Genomic DNA, 22051 nt, shown 5'->3' with positions numbered 1-22051 from the left:
GGTTTATCCGCCGTGCATCGGTCCGTAAAGTGCCTTCATCGTTGATGCCGGGGCGGCTTCGCCCCACAAACCGAAGGAGGTATGGGATGGTAAAGCGTAGCGTGGTTTTTCCGCCCGGTCGCCAGGCGCTGTACGACCGCAACCGTTATTCGCCGGCAGTACGCTCGAACGGCTTCCTGTTCGTGTCCGGGCAGGTCGGCAGCCGCGAGGACGGCTCGCCCGAGCCGGAGCTCGGCGCGCAGGTCCGCCGCGCGTTCGACAACCTGAATGCGGTGCTGCGCGCGGCCGGTTGCACGTTCGACGACGTCGTCGACGTGACGGTGTTCCTCGTCGATCCCGAAGCGACGTTCGAGCGGATCTGGGAGATCGTCCCCGAATACTGGGGGAATGCGCCGCATCCGACGCTGACGGCCGTCGGCGTGACCTGGCTGTATGGTTTCCAGTTCGAGATCAAGGTGATCGCGTGGCTGCCGGAAACGGTTGACGGTTGAGCCGTGCCGGAGACAGGGCCCGCGCGTCAGGGTGCGACGGGCGCCTCCTGTTCATACGCGCGATGCAGCAGCGCGACGAACGATGACGAATCGGGCAACGTCGCCGTGCCGAGCCGGCGCACGGCGATCCCGGGCGTCCACGAATTCATCACGGCGGCACCGGCCATCGACGGCAGGTCGGCCGGCGTCAGTACGCGATCGTGCTGCGCGATGCCCAGGCGCGCCAGTTGCCGGCGCACGATGCGCATCGTGACGCCGCCGAGCATGCCGGCCATGGGCCACACGACCGCGTCGCCGGTCCAGAACGCCAGATTCCAGATCGAGCCTTCGCTGATGCGCCCGTGGCGATCGATGAAGGCCGCATCGTCGAAACCCTGTGCGATCGCGCGGCGCAGGAGGTGCGTCTTCGCGACTTCGCCGACGTGCTTGATTTCCGGCAGCATACGCTCGTGTTCGAACAGCGCGAGATCGAGCGGGCCCGCCGGACCCGACGACGGCGCGGCGGTGCGGACCAGCACGTCGAGCGTTTCATCGTCGCGCGGCGCGACGAATTCGCCCGTCGTCGCATGCACGGTTGCCGTCAGTGACAGCGCCGACGGCGCGAGATCGAGCGCGGCGCGCAGGAGCGCGCGGATCCGGTCGTCGGGCAGTGCCTGTCCGAACAGCGTGTTCGACGCATCGCGCAGCCGCGCGAGATGCAGGTCGAGGCCGCGCACGCGACCGTCGCGCACCTGCATCGCGGTGAAATGCGCATGGCCCGCGAATGCGAGCGCGGCGAGCGCGTCCGGGGTGGCGGCGGCGCCGTTGAGCTGGACGACGGACGGGAACGGGGCAACGGTCATCGGCGGATCTCCGGGTTCGGTCGCGAGCGCGGGGCGGCTCGCGGCATCTTCAAGAAAGCCTATTGTTTGTCGATTGATGGCGTGTTGAAAAACGAGTAGTTTTGGAACGGTCATCAAATTTGGCTTGAAGATCGATGGAACGCATGTGGCCCGGTACGCGCACGCTGAGGACGTTCGATGCGGCGGCGCGGCACCTGAATTTCTCGCGGGCGGCCGACGAGGTGGGACTGACGCCGGCGGCCGTCAGTCATCAGATCAAGGAAATCGAGGCGCAGCTCGACATGGCGCTGTTCGTCCGCACGAGCCGCAGCATCCGGTTGACGCCGGCCGGTGTGGTGCTGGCTGCCGCGGCCGCCGATGCGCTGGCGGGCCTGCAGCGCGCGACTGCTCGGGCGCGGCGTATCGCGCGGGAGCAGACGGAGCTGCGCGTGTCGGTCGGCGCGCGCTTCGCGACGCACTGGCTGCTGCCGCGCCTGCCGCGTTTCAGGGCCGCGCATCCCGCGTTCGATCTGACGTTCGACATCACCGACCGGTTGCGCGATTTCGATGACGACGACGTCGATGTCGCGATCCGCTTCGGCACCGGGCGTTATCGCGACGCGCGCGCGCAGCGCCTGTTCGACACGTCGGTCGTCGCGGTCTGCAGCCCGGCGCTGCTGTCGGCCGGGCCGCCGTTGCGCAAGCCGCGCGACCTGTTGCGCCATACGCTGTGCCACGTCGACTGCGAAGTCGACGGTGTGGCCTGGCCGCGCTGGCCGGCGTGGATGGCCGCGGCCGGCGTCGACGGATTCGATGACAGCCGGTGCGTATCGTTTCCGGATTCGAGCCACGTCGTGCAGGCCGTGACGGACGGCACCGCGATCGGTCTTGCGGAGCCGCGCATGATTGCACGCGATCTCGCGGAAGGGCGTGTCGTGCAGGTGTTCGACGTGAATGTCGGGGTGGCGCCCGGCCTTGCGTATCACGTCGTGTATCCGGAGCGCACGCAGGACGATCCACGCATCGTCGCCTTGCGCGACTGGCTCGCGGACGAAGTCGCGACGATGTGCGTTTAATGGCGGCGGCGCGTGCTATCGTGCCCGCATCGCCACCGCACGACGTCCTTTTCCGGGCGTGTTCCTTCGATGAGCCAAGCTGAAAGCAACCTCGCGATCCTGCTGAGCACGATGCAGCCCGAACTGCATCCGGGCGCGTTCGCATTCGTGTCGCTGCCGACCGACGCAGACGTATCGTTATCCGAAGTGATCGCGACATTCCGTGAAGCGGAAGGGCTGACGCTCGTCGTCGGCGCGGAGACGGCCGCGCGCCGCGGCTGGCCCGTACTGTTCCGCGCCGCATGGATCACGCTGACCGTGCATTCCGACCTTGCGGCCGTGGGCCTCACGGCGGCCTTCGCACGGGCGCTCGGCGCGGCCGGCATCAGCTGCAACGTGATGGCGGCCGCGTACCACGATCACATCTTCGTGCCGTTCGACGACGGCCCGCGCGCGCTCGATGCGCTCGTCGCGCTCCAGCGCGACGCGATGCGCGGCGAGCGCTAGCAACGCATCTGTAACACGCAAAAAAAACGGGCCCAGTAGCGGGCCCGAGAACGGAGAGGATTGCGCCGGAACACGACCCCGGCGCCCGGCGGCTTACTTGTTCGCGCCACCCTCGAACCAGGCGGCGAGCTTCGTCCGCTCGTCGTCGGTCATGTGCGTGACGTTGCCGATCGGCATCGCCTTCAGGCGCACGGCCTGTTCGTAGATACGCTGCGCATTCTTCGACACTTCGTCCGGCGTGTCGAACATCACGCCTGCGGGCGCGCTGCCCATCAGCGTCGGTTTCGCCGAGTGGCACTCGACGCAGCGCTGCTGCAGGACCGGCATGATGTCGGCGATCACGACCTTCGGCGCGTTTGCGGCTTGCGCTTCCGGTGCGACCGGCTTCGGCATCGTCCACACCAGCGCGCCCGACAGCAGGGCGACACCGCCGATCGGCAGGTACCACAGCTGCTTGCCGCGGTGACGCATCACGAAGAACTGGCGGATCAGTGCGCCGGCCAGCATGATCATCACGAGCACGACCCAGTTGAACTTGTTCGTGTAGGTCATTGCATAGTGGTTCGACAGCATCGCGAACACGACCGGCAGCGTGAAGTACGTGTTGTGCACCGAGCGCTGCTTGCCGCGCTTGCCGTAGATCGGGTTCGGCTCTTCGCCCTTGAGCATCTTGTCGACCATCTTGCGCTGGCCGGGGATGATCACGAAGAACACGTTCGCCGACATGATCGTCGCGAGCATCGCGCCGACGATCAGGTACGCGGCACGGCCCGCGAAGATGTGGCATGCGAGATACGCGGCTGCAACCACGTAAATGCCGACGCAGATGCCGAGCACGCGGTCGTTGGTGCCGAGGATGCGGCACAGCGAGTCGTAGACGATCCAGCCGGCGGCGAGGAAGCCGAGTGCGGATGCGACGGCAACCACTGGGCCCATGTCGAGCACGCTCTTGTCGATCAGGTACGTGTTCGGTGCGAGCAGGTACAGCACGAAGAACAGCGAGAAGCCCGACAGCCAGGTCGTGTACGACGGCCACTTCGACCAGTGCAGGTCATCCGGCATTTCCGGCGGGGCGACCGTGTACTTCTGCATGTTGTAGAAGCCGCCACCGTGGACGTGCCACAGTTCGCCGAACACACCGCGCTTGCGCTGGTTCGGGTCGGTCGGCGGTTTCAGGCTGTTGTCGAGCGCGACGAAATAGAACGACTCGCCGATCCACGCAATGGCGACGATGACGTGCAGCCATCGCAGCGCGAGGTTCAGCCAGTCGGTGATGAAGCCTTCCATGAAACTCCTCCAGACTCAAATCGTTTGTTTGATGCGGGCGCTGATTCGAATGTCAGCTGCCGCGATAGGTGCTGTACGACCACGGCGACACGAGCAGCGGCACGTGGTAGTGCGAGCCGGTGTCGGCGATGCCGAAGCGGAGTACGACGCGATCGACGAAACGGGGTTCGGGCACCTTCACGCCGACGGACGCGAAGTAGTCGCCGGCATGGAATACGAGTTCGTATTCGCCGGCGGCGAGCGCGGCGCCTTCGAGCAGGGGTTCGTCGCAACGGCCGTCGCTATTGGTCAGCACGGTCTTGATCGCGCGGCGCGATTCGCCGTCCAGCGCGTAGAGGTCCACCTTGATTGCAGCGCCGGGACGGCCGTGCGCCGTATCGAGTACGTGGGTAGTGAGCTTTCCCATTCGCAATTGTCCTTGTGTGAATGCGAGGTTCGGCGGCGACTCGATCCATGACTGTGCGGCGGATCGAGGCTCCACGTCACGTGGCTACATACCCGTCGGCGAGATTGAAGCGAGCGCCGTGCAGGCATTGTAAAAAGGTTCCCCGCGCAAATACGGGCGCGATATCAAAGATAATGCGCCGCGCATGAGCGACTGTCGACGGCCCGCCGGATACGGCTTCCGGCGGGCGTTCCGGGCCTCCGGCGGGGCGTTGCGCGGCGTACCATATCGAAACCGTGAAACGCGGTATTCCGGTTCGCGCATTGTGTGCGGCGCGCGCTTGGGCGATCCTCCCGCCGTGCGCGTCGGCCTTGTTGCCCGCGCGTACCCCGAAGACGGCGAGCACGCCGGGTAACCGGGCCAGGGCGTTCGAACGGACGCAGGCACCGGAGCGTGCCGCGATTCAGCGTTCGAACGGCTGTGTGACCGTCCCCAGGATCCGCCCCTGGGGGCAGACCGACGCGGAGAACGCATGAACCTCGAGCAGCACGCTGGCGCACGCGCGCCGAACACCTCCTCATCCCGCCCGAAAACCCTGCTGGTCAAGCACGCCGACGTGCTCGTGACCATGGACGACACGCGCCGCGAGCTGCGCGACGCGGGGCTCTTCATCGAAGACAACCGGATCGTCGCGGTCGGCCCGACCGCCGAGCTGCCCGATACGGCAGACGAAGTGCTCGACCTGCGCGGCCACCTCGTGATCCCGGGGCTCGTGAACACGCACCACCACATGTACCAGAGCCTGACGCGCGCGGTGCCCGCGGCGCAGAACGCCGAGCTGTTCGGCTGGCTCACGAACCTGTACAGGATCTGGGCGCACCTGACGCCCGAGATGATCGAAGTGTCGACGCTTACCGCGATGGCCGAGCTGCTGCAGTCGGGCTGCACGACGTCGAGCGATCATCTGTACATCTACCCGAACGGCAGCCGCCTCGACGACAGCATCGGCGCCGCGCAGCGGATCGGCATGCGCTTTCACGCGAGCCGCGGCGCGATGAGCGTCGGCCAGCGCGACGGCGGGCTGCCGCCCGATTCGGTCGTCGAGCGCGAACCCGACATCCTGCGCGACACGCAGCGCCTGATCGAGACCTATCACGACGAAGGCCGGTACGCGATGCTGCGCGTGGTCGTCGCGCCGTGCTCGCCGTTCTCGGTGAGCCGCGACCTGATGCGCGACGCGGCCGTGCTCGCGCGCGAATACGGCGTGTCGCTGCACACGCACCTCGCGGAGAACGTCAACGACATCGCATACAGCCGCGAGAAGTTCGGGATGACGCCGGCCGAATATGCGGAAGACCTCGGCTGGGTCGGCCACGACGTGTGGCATGCGCACTGCGTGCAGCTCGACGACGCGGGCATCAGCCTGTTCGCGCGCACCGGCACGGGTGTCGCGCACTGTCCGTGCTCGAACATGCGGCTTGCGTCGGGTATCGCGCCGGTGAAGAAGATGCGTCTCGCGGGCGTGCCGGTCGGCCTCGGCGTCGACGGCTCCGCGTCGAACGACGGCGCGCAGATGGTCGCGGAAGTGCGGCAGGCGCTGCTGCTGCAACGGGTCGGTTTCGGACCCGATGCGATGACCGCGCGCGAAGCGCTCGAGATCGCGACGCTCGGCGGCGCGAAGGTGCTGAACCGCGACGATATCGGCGCGTTGAAGCCAGGCATGGCCGCCGACTTCGCCGCGTTCGACCTGCGCCAGCCGCTGTTCGCGGGCGCGCTGCACGATCCGGTCGCGGCGCTCGTGTTCTGCGCGCCGTCGCAGACGGCGTACACGGTGGTGAACGGGAAGGTGGTGGTACGGGAGGGGCGGCTGGCGACGCTCGACCTGCCGCCCGTCATCGCGCGTCACAACGCGCTCGCGCAGGCACTGGTCGAGGCATCGCGCTGAGGGAAGCGTGAAGTTGTCCGGCGGCTGCCTTGCCGCCGGGCGTGCCGCCAGCATTCGCCGTGCCGCGCCGGGACGGCGCGGGCGGTGCGTGCCGTTACGGCTCGATCAGCGTGCGGGTGGCTTCGGCGACGAGGCTGCGCAGCCAGCGCACTTCGTCGGAGTAGTGGCAGCGTTCGTGCCACAGCTGGTAGTACTGCATCGGCGGGAAGTCGAGCGGTGCCGGCACGACCGACAGCGGCAGGAACTTCGCGTAGTGATCGGCGAACAGGCGCGTCGTCGTGAAGATCAGGTCGGACTTCACGAGCACGTAAGGCGCAAGGTTGAAGTACGGCAGCGTGACGACCACGTGGCGCTTGAGCCGTTCGCGTGCGAGATGCACGTCGATCGCGCCGCGCTGGCCGACCGAGTACGGCGTCGGCGCGAGATGCGGTGCGTTCAGGTACTGATCGAGCGTGAGCCCGCCGCGCTTTGCGAACGGGTGCGTGTTGCTCATCAGGCAGACGATTTCGTCGACGAACAGGTTCGACAGGTGCAACTGCTCGGGCGGCTCGGGCCAGTTGCCGACGACGATGTCGAGCTTGCCGTCTTCCAGCGCGAGCTCGTAGTCGAACGCGGGGCCGAGCGAGTGGAATTCGAGCGTCGCGTTCGGCGCGGCCTGCCGGAAGCGCTCGACCACGGTCGGCACGAACAGCACGTTCAGGTAGTCGGGGCAGCCGATCCGGTAGCAGCGGATCGACGTGGCCGGGTCGAAGTTGTGCTGCTGGAACTTGATGCGCTCGATTTCACGCAGCGCGTTCTGCACGGGCTCGAGCAGACGCAGCCCGTATTCGGTCGGCACCATGCCGGATTTGCCGCGCACCAGCAGCGGATCGCCGGTGATGTCGCGCAGGCGCCGCAGCGCGGCGCTGATCGCCGGTTGCGACTGGTTCAGTTTGACGGCTGCGCGCGTGACGCTGCGCTCCATCAACAAGGTGTGCAAGACGCGCAAGAGGTACGTGTCGATCGCCTCGCGTTGCTGACTCATGATATCTCCGTTTTATATGTCTGGGCTGATCGAGGGGGCAGGGGGGTATATCGTTTTTAATATGAAGCTGGCCCAGCGTCAAGGGATGGATACCCGCAGACGTCCGCCGGCCGGGCCGCGACGAGGGGCCCGAACGGGGTGCGAAGCGAAGCGCGCGGCGCCGCCCGGACCCGTGTTGCGCGGATCCGGATCGCGGCGCGGCGTGTGATGCGGCGTGCGCGTCAGTCGTCGATGCGCATGCCGACCTTCAGCGTGACCTGCCAGTGAACGACCTGGTCGCCTTCGATGTGGCCGCGTGTTTCGGTCACCTGGAACCAGTGCAGGTTGTGCAGCGTCTTGCCGGCTTTCGAGATCGCGTTGCGGATGGCGTCGTCGCTCGATTGCTTCGACGAACCGGTCAGCTCGATCATCTTGTACACGTGGTCGCTCATGATGCGCTCCCTGGGATATCGGTATGGATGGCCGGTGCAAGCCGTGGTCCCGAAGCGGCGCCGCGCGTGCCCGGCTTCTTGAGTGATAGGTATGATGGGCGGCAAGTTCAACCCATATCGGAGACGAGGAACATCGTGGAAGTCGGATTTTGCGGACCGGGATTGATGGGCGCGCCGATGATTCGGCATTTGCTGGCGGCCGGGCATCGGGTCAGCGTGTGGAATCGCTCGCGCGACAAGGCCGAGGCGCTCGTGAAGGACGGCGCGCAGGTGGTCGGCACACCGCGCGAACTGGCGGAGCGCGTCGAGACGGTATGCGTGTGCGTGCTCGACGGCCGCGCGGTGGGCGACGTCGTGTTCGGCGAGCACGGGCTGCTCTCCGGTGACGCCACTACGCGTCGCCTGCAGCGCATCGTCGATCATTCGAGCATTCCGCCCGCCGCCACGCGTGAGTACGCCGCGCGCGCGGCCGCGCTCGGCGTCGGCTGGGTCGATGCGCCCGTATCGGGCGGCGTGCCCGGCGCGCAGGCCGGTACGCTCGCGGTGATGGCCGGCGGTCGCGCGGCCGATCTCGACGCGGTGCGGCCGCTGATCGACACGTATGCGTCGCGCATCACGCACATGGGCGACGCGGGCGCGGGGCAGACGGCGAAGCTGTGCAACCAGGCGATCGTCACCGCGACGGTGACCGCGATCGCCGAGGCCGTCGGTCTCGCGCAGGCGAGCGGCATCGATGCCGCGCGGCTCGCCGAAGCGCTCGCGGGCGGCTGGGCCGATTCGGTGCTGCTGCAGACGTTCGTGCCGCGCATGACCTCGGGCGGTCATGCGCCGATCGGCGCGCTCAGCACGTTCCAGAAGGATGTCGACGCGATCGCCGACGCGGCGCGCGACACGGGTGCGGTGATGCCCGTGTCGGCCACTGTGCAGCAGGTGTTGCGGCTCGGTGCCGCGCAAGGGCTCGCCGGCGCCGATTTCGCCGCGTTCATCGACATCGTGCGGCCCGGCAACGGGCGTCAGCAGGCGTCGTGACGGGCAAGCGGGGCGCGTGAATGGCAGATGGGCCGCCTGGAGGCGGCCCATCGAATGGCGGGCGGATCAGCCGAGGGAGCGAGGTGTCGTGTCGCCGGCGTTCTGGCGACCGAGCCCGCCGCGCAGGCTCGCTTTCGTGCCTGCACCAAACTCGGGCAGGATGCGCGCACGCGCACGGCTGGCAAACACGAGGAAGCCGAAGCCGTTTGCTTCGTACCAATATCCGCCGTTCTCGAGGCCGTCCAGCGGCTGCTCGAGCGCGTTGGCGATCGATTCGATGCAGCGCTTGCGCAGCTCCGCAATGGCGGGATAGGGCGGCTGGGCACCGCGCACGCTGCACAGGAGCACGTCGAGACCGGGCAGCACATGCGCGTACAGGACGGGTTCGTCCTGCGCACGGGCGCGGGCAATCTTGGTGTCGAGCTGGGCAAACGGTTTCGAGTGGCGCAATACCGCGAGGAATGACTCCTGGCCATCCTGCTGGGCACGCCGACGTTTTTTCGGGAAGGACATAAACACTCGCCTCAAAAACAATTGCAAGAAATGCGGCACTTTCATGCGACCCACTCCCGGCTATGTACGCCGCATGTCGATCCTTTATAGCACACGAAAATGCTGCCTTCGTGCAGTACGACGATCAATGTCTCCCGTCGACCTGCTCGCCATGATCGACACAGCCAGCGTCTTGGCGCCCGTACTGTCGTTTAGTCTCCATCATAGACCTGCTTTCCCCGCGCGTGCATTCGCCCGTCACAAAAAAGTGCGATGGGCCGCATGCGGCGGTGCATCGCGCGCGCAACAAAAAGGCCCGCACGGGGCGGGCCTGGCAGGCGGGGCGCTCGGCGATCAGCGCTGCTTCAGCGAATCGCGGATCTCGCGCAGCAGCACGGTGTCTTCCGGCGTCGCGGCCGGCGCGGCTTCGTCCGGCTTGCGCAGCTTGTTGATGAATTTCACCATCAGGAAAATGATGAACGCGAGGATGACGAAATTGATCGCCACGGTGATGAACGAGCCGTAGCCGAACGCGGCGACACCCGCGGCCTGCAGGTCCTTGAACGAATCGGGATTACCCTTGAACGTCGGAGGGATGGTGCCGAGCAGAACGAACTTGTTCGAGAAATCCAGACCACCGGTCAGCACGCCGATGACCGGCATGATGAGGTCTTTCACGACCGAGTCGACGATCTTCGAGAACGCGCCGCCGATGATCACGCCGACGGCGAGATCCATGACGTTGCCCTTGACGGCGAACTCCTTGAATTCCTTGATGATGCTCATGAGCGGCTTTCTCCTGGTTGGGGCGAGGGGAGGCGTGCCGCGACGCGCAGGGATGCAGAGCGTCGAAAGAGGGTCGGTGGCACGCCGATGGCCGCATGATAGCGAACGCTCCCCATTGCCGGTAGTCCATCTTGAAATGATTGACAAATCCGCGCGTCGGCGCGGCAGGCAGGCAGGGGAGCGTGGCGTGCGTGGCAGCGCGTCGCGGGTACGTCGACGCGCTGCGTAGCGTCAGGTGTTGTCGTCGGTCCAGCCGTCGTCGTTGCTGCCGAGATCCATGCCGCCGCCGCCGTTGCCGTCGCTCCAGTTCGAACTGTCGCCGCGGCCGAGGTCGAAGCCCGGATCGTTCTCCTGCCGGCGGCGCTCGCCGTCGACGATCACGTCGCGTTCGACCACGCGCTCGCGGCCACCCGACATCGCCTCGCCGAGCAATACGCCGGTCAGCAGCCCGCCCATGCCGCCGCCGAAACCGCCGCCGCCTTGCTGGATCACCACCGGCGGTTGCTGTTGCGGGTAGGGCTGCTGCGGATACGGTTGGCCTTGCGCGCCCGTCATGCGATCGGCTTCCTGCGCATACACGGAGCCGCTGCCGTTGACCGGTGCCGCGGGTTGCGCGGCCGGATCGGGACGACCTTCGACGCGTGCCTTCACGCTCGCATGGCGCTGTTCGAGTTCATCGACGCGATAGGGCGGCACCGGATTCTTGCCGTTCGACAGCGTTTCGACGAGCGTGCGCGCGTCGGTCTCGATCGCTTCGAGTTCGCCGGTGAGCGCCGCGGCGCCGGGTGCCGTCGACAGCTTCGCGTCGAGTTTCAGCGGGCGGATATCGTTCAGCACGTCGGTGGCACGCTTGAGCTGCGTGCGGCGTTCGTCGTCGGCGCGGCTGTCGTCGGCCGTGCGTGCGCGCCGCAGCGTCCAGCGCAGCACCAGCGCGATCACCGCGACGATCAGCCCGAGGGCGATCCACATGCCGGTCGACGGGCCGTGTTTCTCGGCCGGCGCGACGGCGGGCGCGAGCGACGATTGCAGCGTGCCGGCCTGCGTGGCCGACGGCACATTGCCGCTCACGCGCGCGGCGTCGGCGCGGATGCGCGACTCCGTCTGCGCGAAGCGCGACGCGTCGGTGAACTTGAGTTGCGGATCGAGCGACTTCGCGCGTTGCAGTTGCGTGAGTGCGTCGGACGCGCGGCCTTCGCGGTCCAGCACCTGCGCATACAGGTAGCGCGCGTGCGCGTTGTTCGGATGGGCGTCGATGACTTGCGACAGCTGCGTGTCGGCTTGCTGCCAGTTGCGTTGCGCGATCGATTGCTCGACCTGCTGCAGCGACGGGACCGCAAACGCGGCGGACGACAGCAACATCAGCGAGAGGCCGAGTGCGGCGAGAGATTTCTTCATGGTCGAACCGGGCGCAGGCGCCCGTCTCCTGACGATCGGTTCGCGCCGCGCCCGGGGCGGGCGGCGGCGCGGTTGCCCGCAGTGGCCGTTACTGCGCGGGCGTGTCGAGCTGCTTCTTCAGCGCGGCGAGGCGATCCTCGACCGACGGGCCCTTGTTCAGCGCGGCGAGCTTGTCGTCGAGCGCCTTGCCGCTCGACGTGTCGGCCGAATTCAGGCGCGCGTCCGAGCGTGCGTTCTGCAGCGCGACCTTGTCCTCGAGCTTCTGGAAGTCCTCGGACAGGTTCTTGCCGCCGATGCCGCCCAGGGCGCTGGCCGCGACGTCCTTCGCCTGCGCGATTTCCTGCTTGGCCTGCAGGATGTTCGAGCGCGCATTCAGGTCGTTGCGGCGCTGGCGCATGTCGGCGATCTGCCCCTTCAGCTTGTCGACCGACGGCTCGAGCGTCGACAGTTCGGCCGCGAGCGCGTCACGCTCGGCTTCCGCGTTGGACTGTGCGCCGAGCGCCTCGCGTGCGAGTGCTTCATCGCCGGACTGCAGCGCGCGCTTCGCGCCGTCCTCGTACTTCTTCACCTTGTCGTCGGCCGCATCGCGCTTGCTGCGCTGGGTCGCGACCTGTGCCTCGATTTCGATCAGCGAATTCTCGGCACGGCCGATGCTGTCGTCGAGCTCCCGCACGATCTGCCGTGCGTCGCGCGACGGATCCTGTACCGAATCGGCCGCATCGTTCAGCAGGCCTTTGATCGTGCGCGAAACAGAGTCGAAAAGCGACATGAAATCCTCCGTGGTTGAAAGGCGCCGCGTGACCGCGGCAGTGCCCGTTGCGAGCCGGTTCCGACCCGCATGAGCCGGCGGATATTACACCACCGGTTCACTTAAATACGGCTTAAACGCGCGAGTTCAAGCGGCTTGCGCATCAGGATGTCGAACCTTTCGCGATTGAAAGAAAATCGACTGTGCGCGCCATATTGCGTGTCCATGATAGGCAGAGGATGCCGACAATACGTTCCTTAAATCACGGCATTGCGGGAATTTTTACAAAAAATCGCGAAGCCACCCGGTCGATTTCATTAAAATGCGCTGTCACGTCGCGGGAACGGATCGCCGCGCGGCGGGGTCTGTCGACGTGACAGCCGCATCACGATGTCTCTGCTCTGATTCATTCGCCTGCATTTCCGCATGCGTCCGAGGGCGCCACGACCGCCCGCCATTCCGACATGCCAATTATCAAACGACCGCCTTCTTCTTCCGACAGGAACGAACCCCACTACACGCTGCGCCGTTCGCCGTCCGGAGCCTATTACCCCGATGAGGATGACCGCGACGACGATCGCCGCACCCAGCGCAGCGGCGGCGGGGGCCGCCGCCGCGGATTCGGCTCGCGCGTCATGCTGTGGTTCGCCGGGCTGTTCGCGATCGCCGCGATCGTCGGCGCGCTGATCGTCGGCTACGCGCTGGTCGTGATGGCGCCGCAATTGCCGTCGCTCGATGCGCTGACCAACTACCAGCCGAAGGTGCCGCTGCGCGTGTTCACGGCCGATCACGTGCTGATCGGCGAGTTCGGCGAGGAGCGCCGCAGCCTCGTGCGCTTCCAGGAGATTCCGGACGTGATGAAGAAGGCGGTGCTCGCGATCGAGGACTACCGCTTCTACGAACACGGCGGTGTCGACTTCGTCGGCATCCTGCGCGCGGGCGTGGCCGACCTGATGCACGGCGGCGCGCGCCAGGGCGCGAGCACAATCACGATGCAGGTCGCGCGCAACTTCTTCCTGTCGAGCGAGAAGACCTACACGCGCAAGATTTACGAAATGCTGCTCGCGTACAAGATCGAGAAGGCCCTGACGAAGGACCAGATCCTCGAGCTGTACATGAACCAGATCTATCTCGGCCAGCGCTCGTACGGCTTCGCGGCCGCCGCGCGCGTGTACTTCGGCAAGGACCTGAAGGACATCACGCTGGCGGAAGCGGCGATGCTCGCGGGGCTGCCGAAGGCGCCGTCCGCGTATAACCCGGTCGTCAATCCGAAGCGTGCGAAGGTGCGCCAGGAATACATCCTGAAGCGCATGCTCGAAGTCGGCTACATCACGCAGCCGCAGTACGACGAGGCCGTGAAGGAAGAGATCCACGTGCGCACGCCGGGCAACCAGTATGCGGTGCACGGCGAGTACGTCGCCGAGATGGTGCGGCAGATGATGTACCAGCAGTACAAGGACGAAACCTATACGCGCGGGCTGACCGTCACGACGACGATCAACTCGTCCGACCAGGAAGCCGCGTACCAGGCCGTGCGTCGCGGCATTCTCGACTACGAGCGCCGCCACGGCTATCGCGGGCCGGAAGCGTCGATCAAGCTGCCCGCGGCCGGCGACGACCGCGACGAGGCGATCGACGACGCGCTCGCCGATCACCCGGACAACGGCGACCTGCAGTCGGCGGTCGTGCTGTCGGCGTCGCCGGGCGCGGTCGAGGTGCAGTTCGTCGGCGGTGCGACCACGACGATCGGCCCGGCCGGGCTGCGCTTCGTCGCGGCCGCGCTCGGGCCCCGCGCGAACGACACGCTGCGCATCAAGCCGGGCTCGGTCGTGCGCGTGCTGAAGGACGGCAAGACGGGCTGGCAGGTCGTGCAGTTGCCGCAGGTCGAAGGCGCGCTCGTCGCGATCGCGCCGCAGGACGGTGCGATCCGCTCGCTCGTCGGCGGCTTCGACTTCAACAAGAGCAAGTTCAACCACGTGACGCAGGCGTGGCGCCAGCCGGGCTCGTCGTTCAAGCCGTTCATCTACTCGGCGTCGCTCGACAAGGGCATGGGGCCGGCGACGATGATCAACGACGCGCCGCTGTACTTCCCGCCGAGCGTGCCGGGCGGCACCGCATGGGAGCCGAAGGACGACGACCAGCCGGACGGCCCGATGACGATGCGCACTGGCCTGCAGCGCTCGAAGAACCTCGTGTCGATCCGGATCCTCGCGTCGATCGGCACGCAGTATGCGCAGCAGTACGTGACGCAGCGCTTCGGCTTCGATCCGGCGAAGACGCCGCCGTACCTGCCGATGGCGCTCGGCGCGGGCCTCGTGACGCCGCTGCAGCTCGCGACCGGCTATGCGGTGTTCGCGAACGGCGGCTACAAGGTCGATCCGTACCTGATCGCCGAAGTCGACGACGCACGCGGCCAGCCGCTGCAGAAGTCGCAGCCGGTGCTCGCCGGCAGCACGGCGCCGCGCACGATCGAAGGCCGCAACGCGTACATGATGAACAGCCTGCTGCATTCGGTCGCGACGGCCGGCACGGGCGCGGGCACCAACGCACTGGGCCGCAGCGACCTGCAGGGCAAGACCGGTACGACGAACGACGCGAAGGACGGCTGGTTCGCCGGCTACCAGCAATCGCTCGTCGCGGTCGCGTGGATGGGCTTCGACCAGCCGAAGAGCCTCGGCAGCCGCGAATTCGGCGCGCAGCTCGCGTTGCCGATCTGGGTGAACTACATGCGCACCGCGCTGAACGGCGTGCCCGAGCAGCAGATGCCGATCCCGGACGGCCTGACCTCGATCGACGGCGAGCTGTACTACGCCGATCGCACGCCGGGCAACGGCTTCGTCGCGAACGTCGACATCAACCCGGCCGAGAATTCGATCAGCGCGAACGACGCACTCGGCTCGGCCGGTGCGGCAGGGCTTGCACCGCCGCCCGTCACGCCGCAGGAGAAGCAGCAGATCATGGACATGTTCGAGAACAAGTAAGCGGCACGCCGCGGTTCCGGCATGCGACGGGCGCCTTCGGGCGCCCGTTTTTTTACGCGGATTTTCGGCAGGGAGAAGGTCGTCAGAACGCCGCGCAGGCCGGCACGAGCGTGATGCCGACCGATTGCTGCCGGAAGCGCACCACGTACGCCTGCCGGATTGCGGCGAGCCGCGCGCGCGTGTCGGGCGTATCGTCGGCGATGATACGGATCACGAAGCTGTCTTCGCGAGTGATTCCGCCGCTTGCGCGGTCGCGCCACTGGCCGTGCGTGTCCCAGTAGGTGAGGCCGTCGGGGAACCGCGGCGTGACCGTGTCGGCGAGGAACGTCGCCCGTTCCGCATCGGTGACGGGGCCGCGCCCGGCGATGTCGCGCCCGAACAGCAGGTCGGCCTGCAGCATGCGGTGCTCGCCCGGCTGCGCGCAGGCTGACGGCGCGCCGTCGACGGGCGAGGACGGTGCCGCGCAACCGGCGAGCAGCGCGATCGCGACACAGCCGATCACCGGCGCCGCGCGGCGCCACCCGGTCGCGGCGCATGCGGCCGACGGTCGCATCTGCCCATTTCGTGACGATCAACCTCCGCGCGCGCAAAACGCTGCGCGCTCAACCACTTGCGTGTTTGTCCGGCGGGTTATCAACAGGGCTGTCAACATAATCTGGGGATAACCCTGGGTTTACCCGCACGTGCCCGATGCGGGGTCAGTGTTGCAATTTCGCGTGCGCGAGATGCGTGCCGAGTGTGCCGGGGTCGGTATTGGTGCCGGATAGCAGCACGCCGACACGCTTGCCCTGCAGCGTTTCGCGCAGCGGCCCGAGCAGTGCGGCCAGCGCGGCCGCGCACGCCGGTTCGACCGACAGTTTCAGGTGCGAGAACAGGAACAGCATTGCGGCACGCAACGCGTCGTCGGACACGGTGACGATGCGGTCGACGTGGCGCCGGCACAGCTGATAGCTGTATTCCTCGGTATGCGGCGCCATCAGCGAATCGGCGATCGTTTGCATCGCGCTCATCTTGATCGTGTGATTTGCCGCGAAGCTGCGGTTCATCGCGTCGGCGCCTTCCGGCTCGACGCCGTACACGTGCACGCGCGGATTCGCGAGCCGCAGCGCGGTCGCCATGCCGGCCGCGAGCCCGCCGCCGCCGATCGGCACGATCACCGCGTCGAGGTCGGGGGTCTGCGTCGCCCATTCGTAGCCGAGCGTCGCGGTGCCGAGGATCGTGTGATAGCCGTTGAACGGATGGATGAAGAAGCGGCCTTCCTCGGCCTCGATCCGCCGGACGAGGTCGAACGCCTGTGACGCGCTGCCGGCCAGCACGACTTCCGCGCGGTACTGCTTGCACTGCGCGATGCGCGTCGGGCTCGCGGTATGAAACATCACGACCTTGGCGCTGCTGCCGAGCCGCATCGCCGCATACGCGACGGCCGCCGCGTGATTGCCGGCCGACACGCAGGTGACGCCGGCGTTCTTGCGCGCCTCGTCGAGCGCGAGCAGGTGCGTGAAGGCGCCGCGCGCCTTGAAGCTGCCGCTGGCCTGCAGCAACTCGAACTTGAAGTTGACGTGCGTGCCCTCGAGGGACGGCAGGTCGGCGCGTTCGAACACGGGCGTGCGCGCGACCCAGGGCGACAGTGCGAAATGCTGCGCGGCGATTTCGTCGAGCGTCGGGATCGGCTCGCCGTCGATCGTCGTATGGGCGGTGCCCTGGCGTTCAGTCGACATGACGTGGCGGGTGGCGGAGTGGGCCGGCCCGCACACGCGGGCCGGCGTGGCGGGAGGCAGTCAGTGCGCGTCGACCGACATGCTGCGGATGAACTTGCGCAGGAACTGTTCGCAGCCGGCGAGCTGCGCGAGCTCGACATATTCGTTCGGCTTGTGCGCCTGCTCGATGTTGCCGGGCCCGCATACGACGCTCGGAATGCCCGCGCGTTCGAACAGGCCGGCCTCGGTGCCGTACGCGACCTTGCGCTTGTCCTGGTCGGCCGTCAGCGCACGCACGAGCTGCGTGATCGCGGCCTGTTCGGTGGCGTCGAGGCCGGGCGCCGCGGCGATCTTCGAGAATTCGATCGCGGCATTCGGATGCTCGCGAAGCATCTGCGGCAGCAGCGTTTCCCGTGCATAGGCTTCGATGCGCGTGAAGATCTGCTCGGGGTCGAGCGTCGGCAGATTGCGGAACTCGAAGTCGAACCGGCATTCGGCCGGCACCGTGTTGATCGCGTTGCCGCCCTGGATCGTGCTCGTTTGCGCAGTTGTGAACGGGACGTCGTACAGCGCGTCGAACGGGCCTTCGGCGCGGAAGCGGTCGGCGATGTCGCGGATGTGGCAGATGAGGCGCGCCGCATACTCGATCGCGTTCAGCCCCTTCGGCGTCAGCGACGAATGCGCCGCGTGGCCGCGCACGCAGCAGCGGTACGCATTGATGCCCTTGTGCGCGATGATCGGCCGCATGCTGGTCGGTTCGCCGACGATGCAGCCGGACGGCTGCACGCCGCGCTTGACCAGATCCGCAATCATCAGCGGCGCGCCCGCGCAGCCGATTTCCTCGTCGTAGGACAGCGCGAAATGGATCGGCTTCGCGAGCCTGGTCGCCTGCATCTCGGGCAGCAACGCGAGCGCGGTGCCGATGAAGCCCTTCATGTCGCAGGTGCCGCGGCCGTACAGGCGGCCGTCGCGGATTTCCGGCGCGAACGGATTGCTGTCCCATTGCTGGCCGTCGACCGGCACGACGTCGGTATGCCCCGACAGCACGATGCCGCCGTTCGTCGAGCCGTCGTGCGCGGGCACGGTTGCGAACAGGTTGGCCCAGCCTTCGCGCGGATCGTGCGTGATCGTCGATGCGATGCCTTTTGCGGCGAGCGCGTCGCGTACCGTTTCGATCAGGCCGAGGTTCGGCACGCGGCTCGTCGTGTCCATCGACACCAGTTGCTTGATCCAGGGCAGGCTGACGAGCGACGCGTCGCCTTGGTCGGCGGCGGACGACACCGTCGCGTCGAGAGTGGACATGGCAAGACTCCGTCTGATGAATGGGAAAATCATACTCAAAAACGCGTCGGCCCGCCTTCGCCGGACGCGATGCGGTGCAGCAACGCCGCACCCGTCAGTATCGCGTCAGCGCACCGCGGTAGCCGCTCCTTGCTTGGGGCCGAGCGCGCGCAGCGTCTCCTTGATCGTCGACACGCGGATCGCGAGATCCGGCGAGCGCGTCTCGATGCGCAGCTTGTCCTGGCCCGCGAGCTTGATGTGCCGGTGCTTCTGCACCATCTCGATGATCCGCATCGGATCGATCGGCGGATTCGGCTCGAACTGCAGCCCGATCGCGACCTCGCTCGCATCGATCTTCACGATGCCGAGCGGCTTCGCGGCGATCCGCAACCGGTGCGTCTCGACGAGCGCGTGCGCCTGCGGCGGCAGCTTGCCGAAGCGGTCGATCAGCTCTTCCTGGATACCGTCGATCGCGTCGCCGTGCTCGCAGTTCGCGAGCCGCTTGTACAGCGACAGCCGCTCCTGCACGTCCGCGCAGTAGTCGGCCGGCAGGATCGCCGGTGCATGCAGGTTGATTTCCGTCGTCGCGGCGAGCGGGGCGGTGAGGTCGGGCTCCTTGCCGTTCTTCAGCGCCTTCACCGCGTCGTTCAGCATGTCCGTATAGAGCTGGAAGCCGATCTCGTGGATCTCGCCCGACTGCTTGTCGCCGAGCACTTCGCCGGTGCCGCGGATCTCGAGGTCGTGCATCGCGAGATAGAAACCCGAACCGAGTTCCTCCATCTGCTGGATCGCTTCGAGCCGGCGCTGGGCCTGCTTGGTCAGCGCCTGCGGATCGTGGACCAGCAGGTACGCATAGGCCTGGTGATGCGAACGGCCGACGCGGCCGCGCAACTGGTGGAGCTGCGCGAGGCCGAACTTGTCCGAGCGGTGCATGATGATCGTGTTCGCGCTCGGCACGTCGATGCCGGTCTCGATGATGGTCGTGCACAGCAGCACATTCGCGCGCTGCGCGACGAAATCGCGCATCACGCGCTCGAGTTCGCGTTCGTGCATCTGGCCGTGCGCGATCGCGATGCGTGCTTCGGGCACGAGCGCCTCGAGCATCGTCTTGCGGTTCTCGATCGTCTCGACCTCGTTGTGCAGGAAATACACCTGACCGCCGCGCTTCAGCTCGCGCAGCATCGCCTCGCGGATCACGCTTTCTTCCTCGCGGCGCACGAAGGTCTTGATCGCGAGGCGCTTCTGCGGCGCGGTTGCAATGACCGAGAAATCGCGCAGCCCTTCGAGCGCCATCCCGAGCGTACGCGGGATCGGCGTCGCGGTGAGCGTCAGCACGTCGACTTCCGCGCGCAGCGCCTTCAGCGCTTCCTTCTGGCGCACGCCGAAGCGGTGTTCCTCGTCGATGATCACGAGGCCGAGGCGCTTGAACTGCACGTCCGACGACAGCAGCTTGTGCGTGCCGATCACGATGTCGACGCTGCCTTCGTTGATCTGCGCGATCGCCGCGTTGACTTCCTTCGCGGTCTTGAAGCGCGACAGCTCGACGATCCGCACCGGCCAGTCCGCGAAGCGGTCGGCGAAGGTCTGCGTGTGCTGCTCGGCGAGCAGCGTGGTCGGCGACAGCAGCGCGACCTGTTTGCCGCCCAGCACCGCGATGAACGCGGCGCGCAGCGCGACCTCGGTCTTGCCGAAGCCGACGTCGCCGCACACGAGGCGGTCCATCGGCTTGCCGCTCGTCATGTCGCCGATCACGGCCGCGATGGCGGCTGCCTGGTCGGGTGTTTCCTCGAAGCCGAAGCTTTCGGCGAACTTCACGTAGTCGCGCGGATCGAGCGAGAACGCGTGGCCTTCGCGGGCCGCGCGGCGCGCGTACAGGTTCAACAGCTCGGCGGCCGTATCGCGGATCTGCTGCGCGGCCTTGCGCTTCGCGCGCTCCCACTGGCCGGAACCGAGCGCGTGCAGCGGCGCGCTGTCGGGATCGGCGCCGCTGTAGCGCGAGATCACGTGCAGTTGCGCGACGGGCACGTAGAGCTTGCTGTCGCCCGAGTATTCGAGATGCAGGAATTCCGTCTCGCCTTCGCCGAGATCCATCGACACGAGGCCCATGTAGCGGCCGATGCCGTGCTGCGCGTGGACGACCGGGTCGCCGACCTTCAGCTCCGACAGGTCGCGCACCATCGCGTCGACGTTGCTCGCCTGTTCCTGCCGGCGGCGGCCCGCGCGGCGGCCGAGCGCGCCGTACAGTTCGGTCTCGGTGACGACCGCATAGCCTTCGCCCGGCACCGCGAAGCCGTTCGCAAGTGGCGCGACGCCGAGCGCGAAGCGTTCGTCGCTTTCGAGCCAGCCCGCGAAGTGGTCGTTCGACGCGGGGCGCAGATGGTGTTCGGCGAGCAGCTGCAGGATCGTCTCGCGGCGGCCGGCCGATTCGACGGTCAGCAGGACGCGCTTGCCCGACGATTCGACGAACGTGCGCAGCGACACGAGCGGATCGTCGGCATGGCGATCGACGGTGAGCTCGGGTAGCGCCGTCGCCCAGCCGCCGGCCGGCTGCGCGGGCAGCACGACGCGGGCGAACGGCTTCGCGAATGCGAAGAAATCCTCGTCGGACAGGAACAGCCGCTGCGGTTCGAGGATCGGCCGCTCCCGATCGTGCGCGAGGAACGCATGGCGCTGCTTCGTATCGGCCGTGAAGCGGCGGATCGACGCTTCGAGATCGCCGGTGAACACCAGGTGCGCATCCTGCGGCAGGTAGTGGAACAGCGTGGCGGTTTCGTCGAAGAACAGCGGCAGGTAATACTCGATGCCGGCCGACGGCACGCCGTTGCCGATGTCCTTGTAGATCGGCGCGCGGCTCGGGTCGCCTTCGAAGGTCTCGCGCCAGCGGCTGCGGAAGGCCGTGCGCGCGGCTTCGTCGAACGGAAACTCGCGGCCGGGCAGGAGCCGCACGTCGCGCACCGGGTAGAGGCTGCGCTGCGTGTCCGGGTCGAACGCGCGGATCGAGTCGACCTGGTCGTCGAACAGGTCGATCCGGTACGGCAGCGGCGAGCCCATCGGGTACAGGTCGATCAGCGAGCCGCGCACGCAGTATTCGCCGGGCCGCACGACCTGGCTCACGTGCTCGTAGCCGGCCAGCGTGAGCTGCGCCTTCAGCTTCGCTTCGTCGAGCCGCTCGCCCTGTGCGAATGCGAACGTGTACGCGGCCATGAACGACGCGGGCGGCATCCGGTACAGCGCGGTGGTCGCGGGCACGAGCAGGATGTCGCAGCGGCCCTCGCCGAGATCGTGCAGCGTCGCGAGACGCTCGGATACCAGGTCCTGGTGCGGCGAGAAGGTGTCGTACGGCAGCGTTTCCCAGTCCGGCAGCAGGCGCACGCGCGCGTCGGGCGAGAAGTAGCGGATTTCCTGCGAGAGCCGTTGCGCGTCGACCGCGTTCGCACAGATCACCGCGAGGAGCGGCACCTCCTGGCGGCTGTCGGCGAGATAACGGGCGATGGCGAGCGCGTCGGCGGAACCATGCGCGCCGTCGAAGGCGAAACGCTGGCCGGACTTGACGCGGGCAATGGGCGAGGCGGACGGGGTGGAAGCGTTATCTGGCATAGGGACGACAGGGGTGGCGTGCACGGGCGCATCGCGGTGCGCCGGTCGAGACGAAAGACCTATTATAAAATCCGCTTCTCGATTTCATCTTTCCGGCGT

At 67.2% G+C, this 22051-nt stretch carries 19 protein-coding genes; 6 read left to right on the top strand and 13 right to left on the bottom strand.

All coding sequences use genetic code 11. From position 1 onward, the window contains the following. The first annotated feature begins 86 nt into the window (after nt 1–86). Nucleotides 87–491, top strand: a complete 405-nt coding sequence (locus G3N61_RS12005) for a RidA family protein (RefSeq protein WP_205822487.1) — start codon at nt 87–89, stop codon at nt 489–491. A gap of 26 nt (nt 492–517) precedes the next feature. Here G3N61_RS12005 and G3N61_RS12000 read toward each other — a convergent pair whose 3' ends face one another. Next, nucleotides 518–1333, bottom strand: coding sequence for an aminotransferase class IV family protein (locus tag G3N61_RS12000; RefSeq protein ID WP_205822486.1), 816 nt, complete (start codon nt 1331–1333; stop codon nt 518–520). Between the two features lie 134 nt (nt 1334–1467). Here G3N61_RS12000 and G3N61_RS11995 point away from each other — a divergent pair, with 134 nt between their 5' ends. Together G3N61_RS11995 and G3N61_RS11990 are read left to right on the top strand one after the other, a co-directional pair. Next, nucleotides 1468–2388, top strand: coding sequence for a LysR substrate-binding domain-containing protein (locus G3N61_RS11995; protein WP_205822485.1), 921 nt, complete (start codon nt 1468–1470; stop codon nt 2386–2388). A gap of 69 nt (nt 2389–2457) precedes the next feature. Continuing rightward, nucleotides 2458–2874 carry an ACT domain-containing protein gene (locus tag G3N61_RS11990; RefSeq protein ID WP_205822484.1) on the top strand — a complete coding sequence of 139 codons (417 nt, stop codon included), beginning with the start codon at nt 2458–2460 and terminating at the stop codon, nt 2872–2874. Between the two features lie 93 nt (nt 2875–2967). Here G3N61_RS11990 and G3N61_RS11985 read toward each other — a convergent pair whose 3' ends face one another. Then, nucleotides 2968–4161 carry a urate hydroxylase PuuD gene (locus G3N61_RS11985; protein ID WP_205822483.1) on the bottom strand — a complete coding sequence of 398 codons (1194 nt, stop codon included), beginning with the start codon at nt 4159–4161 and terminating at the stop codon, nt 2968–2970. Between the two features lie 52 nt (nt 4162–4213). Then, nucleotides 4214–4567 carry a hydroxyisourate hydrolase gene (gene uraH / locus G3N61_RS11980; RefSeq protein ID WP_175014251.1) on the bottom strand — a complete coding sequence of 118 codons (354 nt, stop codon included), beginning with the start codon at nt 4565–4567 and terminating at the stop codon, nt 4214–4216. Between the two features lie 511 nt (nt 4568–5078). On the opposite strand from uraH, the gene G3N61_RS11975 reads away from it, so the two are divergent. Next, nucleotides 5079–6491, top strand: a complete 1413-nt coding sequence (locus G3N61_RS11975; RefSeq protein ID WP_175014250.1) for an 8-oxoguanine deaminase — start codon at nt 5079–5081, stop codon at nt 6489–6491. Nucleotides 6492–6585: 94 nt separating this feature from the next. Here G3N61_RS11975 and G3N61_RS11970 read toward each other — a convergent pair whose 3' ends face one another. Further along, the gene (locus G3N61_RS11970; RefSeq protein WP_006490213.1) at nt 6586–7515 is read right to left on the bottom strand and encodes a LysR substrate-binding domain-containing protein; all 930 of its coding nucleotides are present in this window, start codon (nt 7513–7515) and stop codon (nt 6586–6588) included. 221 nt (nt 7516–7736) lie between these two features. Next, nucleotides 7737–7946, bottom strand: a complete 210-nt coding sequence (locus G3N61_RS11965; RefSeq protein WP_011352399.1) for a dodecin — start codon at nt 7944–7946, stop codon at nt 7737–7739. A gap of 135 nt (nt 7947–8081) precedes the next feature. Here G3N61_RS11965 and G3N61_RS11960 point away from each other — a divergent pair, with 135 nt between their 5' ends. Then, a complete protein-coding gene (locus G3N61_RS11960) occupies nt 8082–8975 on the top strand; it encodes an NAD(P)-dependent oxidoreductase (RefSeq protein WP_089450804.1) in 894 nt (297 codons plus the stop codon). A gap of 66 nt (nt 8976–9041) precedes the next feature. Here G3N61_RS11960 and G3N61_RS11955 read toward each other — a convergent pair whose 3' ends face one another. The 4 genes from G3N61_RS11955 to G3N61_RS11940 form a co-directional block, all read right to left on the bottom strand. Further along, a complete protein-coding gene (locus tag G3N61_RS11955; protein WP_027784713.1) occupies nt 9042–9488 on the bottom strand; it encodes a hypothetical protein in 447 nt (148 codons plus the stop codon). 333 nt (nt 9489–9821) lie between these two features. Continuing rightward, on the bottom strand, nt 9822–10253 hold the full coding sequence (gene mscL, locus G3N61_RS11950; RefSeq protein ID WP_059233903.1) for a large conductance mechanosensitive channel protein MscL: 432 nt from the start codon (nt 10251–10253) through the stop codon (nt 9822–9824). 231 nt (nt 10254–10484) lie between these two features. After that, complete coding sequence (locus G3N61_RS11945; protein ID WP_205822482.1) at nt 10485–11648, bottom strand: tetratricopeptide repeat protein; 1164 nt, start codon at nt 11646–11648, stop codon at nt 10485–10487. Between the two features lie 88 nt (nt 11649–11736). Further along, on the bottom strand, nt 11737–12417 hold the full coding sequence (locus tag G3N61_RS11940; protein WP_011352396.1) for a PspA/IM30 family protein: 681 nt from the start codon (nt 12415–12417) through the stop codon (nt 11737–11739). Nucleotides 12418–12860: 443 nt separating this feature from the next. On the opposite strand from G3N61_RS11940, the gene G3N61_RS11935 reads away from it, so the two are divergent. After that, nucleotides 12861–15377 carry a penicillin-binding protein 1A gene (locus G3N61_RS11935; protein ID WP_043188026.1) on the top strand — a complete coding sequence of 839 codons (2517 nt, stop codon included), beginning with the start codon at nt 12861–12863 and terminating at the stop codon, nt 15375–15377. An 82-nt stretch (nt 15378–15459) separates the two neighbouring features. Here the strand turns inward: G3N61_RS11935 and G3N61_RS11930 are convergent, their stop codons facing one another. The 4 genes from G3N61_RS11930 to mfd form a co-directional block, all read right to left on the bottom strand. Continuing rightward, nucleotides 15460–15930, bottom strand: coding sequence for a DUF3574 domain-containing protein (locus G3N61_RS11930; protein WP_205822481.1), 471 nt, complete (start codon nt 15928–15930; stop codon nt 15460–15462). A 145-nt stretch (nt 15931–16075) separates the two neighbouring features. Further along, entirely contained in the window at nt 16076–17095 is a 1020-nt protein-coding gene (locus G3N61_RS11925) for a threonine/serine dehydratase (protein WP_205822480.1), read from the bottom strand. Between the two features lie 60 nt (nt 17096–17155). Then, the gene (gene argE / locus G3N61_RS11920) at nt 17156–18376 is read right to left on the bottom strand and encodes an acetylornithine deacetylase (RefSeq protein WP_205822479.1); all 1221 of its coding nucleotides are present in this window, start codon (nt 18374–18376) and stop codon (nt 17156–17158) included. A 105-nt stretch (nt 18377–18481) separates the two neighbouring features. Next, a complete protein-coding gene (mfd, locus tag G3N61_RS11915; RefSeq protein WP_205822478.1) occupies nt 18482–21952 on the bottom strand; it encodes a transcription-repair coupling factor in 3471 nt (1156 codons plus the stop codon). Nucleotides 21953–22051: the final 99 nt, after the last annotated feature.

This window comes from Burkholderia sp. Ac-20349 (genome assembly GCF_017104865.1).
Taxonomy (GTDB): Bacteria; Pseudomonadota; Gammaproteobacteria; order Burkholderiales; family Burkholderiaceae; genus Burkholderia; species Burkholderia aenigmatica.
Note: the sequence above shows the minus strand (reverse complement) of the source record. Positions and strands in the feature narration are given on the sequence as shown.

Bases quoted from the DNA above. Each gene is read 5' to 3' on its own strand.
- G3N61_RS12005 (WP_205822487.1), top strand. From the start codon at position 87: ATGGTAAAGCGTAGCGTGGTTTTTCCGCCCGGTCGCCAGGCGCTGTAC.
- G3N61_RS12000 (WP_205822486.1), bottom strand. From the start codon at position 1,333: ATGACCGTTGCCCCGTTCCCGTCCGTCGTCCAGCTCAACGGCGCCGCC.
- G3N61_RS11995 (WP_205822485.1), top strand. From the start codon at position 1,468: ATGGAACGCATGTGGCCCGGTACGCGCACGCTGAGGACGTTCGATGCG.
- G3N61_RS11990 (WP_205822484.1), top strand. From the start codon at position 2,458: ATGAGCCAAGCTGAAAGCAACCTCGCGATCCTGCTGAGCACGATGCAG.
- G3N61_RS11985 (WP_205822483.1), bottom strand. From the start codon at position 4,161: ATGGAAGGCTTCATCACCGACTGGCTGAACCTCGCGCTGCGATGGCTG.
- uraH (WP_175014251.1), bottom strand. From the start codon at position 4,567: ATGGGAAAGCTCACTACCCACGTACTCGATACGGCGCACGGCCGTCCC.
- G3N61_RS11975 (WP_175014250.1), top strand. From the start codon at position 5,079: ATGAACCTCGAGCAGCACGCTGGCGCACGCGCGCCGAACACCTCCTCA.
- G3N61_RS11970 (WP_006490213.1), bottom strand. From the start codon at position 7,515: ATGAGTCAGCAACGCGAGGCGATCGACACGTACCTCTTGCGCGTCTTG.
- G3N61_RS11965 (WP_011352399.1), bottom strand. From the start codon at position 7,946: ATGAGCGACCACGTGTACAAGATGATCGAGCTGACCGGTTCGTCGAAG.
- G3N61_RS11955 (WP_027784713.1), bottom strand. From the start codon at position 9,488: ATGTCCTTCCCGAAAAAACGTCGGCGTGCCCAGCAGGATGGCCAGGAG.
- mscL (WP_059233903.1), bottom strand. From the start codon at position 10,253: ATGAGCATCATCAAGGAATTCAAGGAGTTCGCCGTCAAGGGCAACGTC.
- G3N61_RS11945 (WP_205822482.1), bottom strand. From the start codon at position 11,648: ATGAAGAAATCTCTCGCCGCACTCGGCCTCTCGCTGATGTTGCTGTCG.
- G3N61_RS11940 (WP_011352396.1), bottom strand. From the start codon at position 12,417: ATGTCGCTTTTCGACTCTGTTTCGCGCACGATCAAAGGCCTGCTGAAC.
- G3N61_RS11935 (WP_043188026.1), top strand. From the start codon at position 12,861: ATGCCAATTATCAAACGACCGCCTTCTTCTTCCGACAGGAACGAACCC.
- G3N61_RS11930 (WP_205822481.1), bottom strand. From the start codon at position 15,930: ATGCGACCGTCGGCCGCATGCGCCGCGACCGGGTGGCGCCGCGCGGCG.
- G3N61_RS11925 (WP_205822480.1), bottom strand. From the start codon at position 17,095: ATGTCGACTGAACGCCAGGGCACCGCCCATACGACGATCGACGGCGAG.
- argE (WP_205822479.1), bottom strand. From the start codon at position 18,376: ATGTCCACTCTCGACGCGACGGTGTCGTCCGCCGCCGACCAAGGCGAC.
- mfd (WP_205822478.1), bottom strand. From the start codon at position 21,952: ATGCCAGATAACGCTTCCACCCCGTCCGCCTCGCCCATTGCCCGCGTC.